This is a genomic window from Streptomyces sp. NPDC056948, from assembly GCF_042674225.1.
In the GTDB taxonomy this organism is placed as follows: Bacteria; Actinomycetota; Actinomycetes; order Streptomycetales; family Streptomycetaceae; genus Streptomyces; species Streptomyces purpurascens.
In genome coordinates, this window is record NZ_JBHUQX010000823.1 from 1 (window position 1) to 1,169 (window position 1,169).

Annotated in this window: 1 protein-coding gene; it reads right to left on the bottom strand. The window is 69.3% G+C overall.

Annotated elements, in window-relative coordinates; genetic code table 11:
• Nucleotides 1-34: 34 nt before the first annotated feature.
• Complete coding sequence (locus ACFTZL_RS45030; protein ID WP_382596474.1) at nt 35-1,012, bottom strand: pirin family protein; 978 nt, start codon at nt 1,010-1,012, stop codon at nt 35-37.
• Nucleotides 1,013-1,169: the final 157 nt, after the last annotated feature.

Consider the following 1,169-nt stretch of genomic DNA (forward strand, 5'->3'; position numbering starts at 1 on the left):
TCGCGTGTGCGGCGCCCCCCTGGTGGTGTCGGTGTCAGTCCTGCGGGCCGCTCGCGGTCATGCCGTGCACCGCCGGGACCGTGCCCAGCCGGCCCTTCTGGAAGTCCTCGAAGGCCTGCATGAGTTCGTCCTTGGTGTTCATCACGAACGGGCCGTAGTGGGCCATGGGCTCGCGGATCGGCTGTCCGCCGAGCAGCACGACCTCCAGGTCCGGCGTGTTCGAGTCCTGCTTCTCGTCCGCGCGGACGGTCAGCGAGGAACCCGCGCCGAAGACGGCCGTCTGGCCCGTGTGGACCGGGCGGCGGTCGGCGCCGACGCTGCCCCGGCCGGCCAGGACGTACGCCAGCCCGTTGAAGTCCTCACGCCACGGCAGCGTGAGCTCCGCACCCGGCGCGAGGGTCGCGTGGACCATCGTGATCGGGGTGTGCGTGATGCCGGGGCCCGCGTGCCCGTCCAGCTCACCGGCGATGACCCGCAGCAGCGCGCCGCCGTCGGGGGTGGAGAGCAACTGGACCGAGCCGCCGCGGATGTCCTGGTAGCGCGGGGCCATCATCTTGTCCTTGGCCGGGAGGTTCACCCAGAGCTGGAGGCCGTGGAAGAGCCCGCCGGACATGACGAGATGCTCCGGCGGCGCCTCGATGTGCAGCAGGCCCGAGCCCGCCGTCATCCACTGGGTGTCGCCGTTGGTGATGGTGCCGCCACCACCCTGGCTGTCCTGGTGGTCGAAGATCCCGTCGATGATGTAGGTGACGGTCTCGAAGCCGCGGTGCGGGTGCCAGGGTGTGCCCTTCGGCTCACCCGGCGCGTACTCCACCTCGCCCATCTGGTCCATCATGATGAACGGGTCGAGATGACGGTAATTGATCCCCGCGAACGCCCGGCGCACCGGGAAGCCCTCGCCCTCGAAACCGCTGGGAGCGGTCGTGACGGCGAGCACGGGACGTGCCACGGCGTCGGTCGGCGCGGTCACGCGGGGCAGCGTCAACGGGTTCTCGACGGTCACTGCAGGCATGTCGGTTCCTCCTCGTGTACGCCCAGTTTAGTTGAGCGTTGAACTTCCTGCCACCCCAAACAGAGAAAACCGGGAGGGCATTCCCAGCGGAGAGCGGCCCGAACCCCGGAAGACCTACATGACGCCGACATCACGGAAGGCCGGCACCCCTAACAGG

Bases quoted from the DNA above. Each gene is read 5' to 3' on its own strand.
- ACFTZL_RS45030 (WP_382596474.1), bottom strand. From the start codon at position 1,012: ATGCCTGCAGTGACCGTCGAGAACCCGTTGACGCTGCCCCGCGTGACC.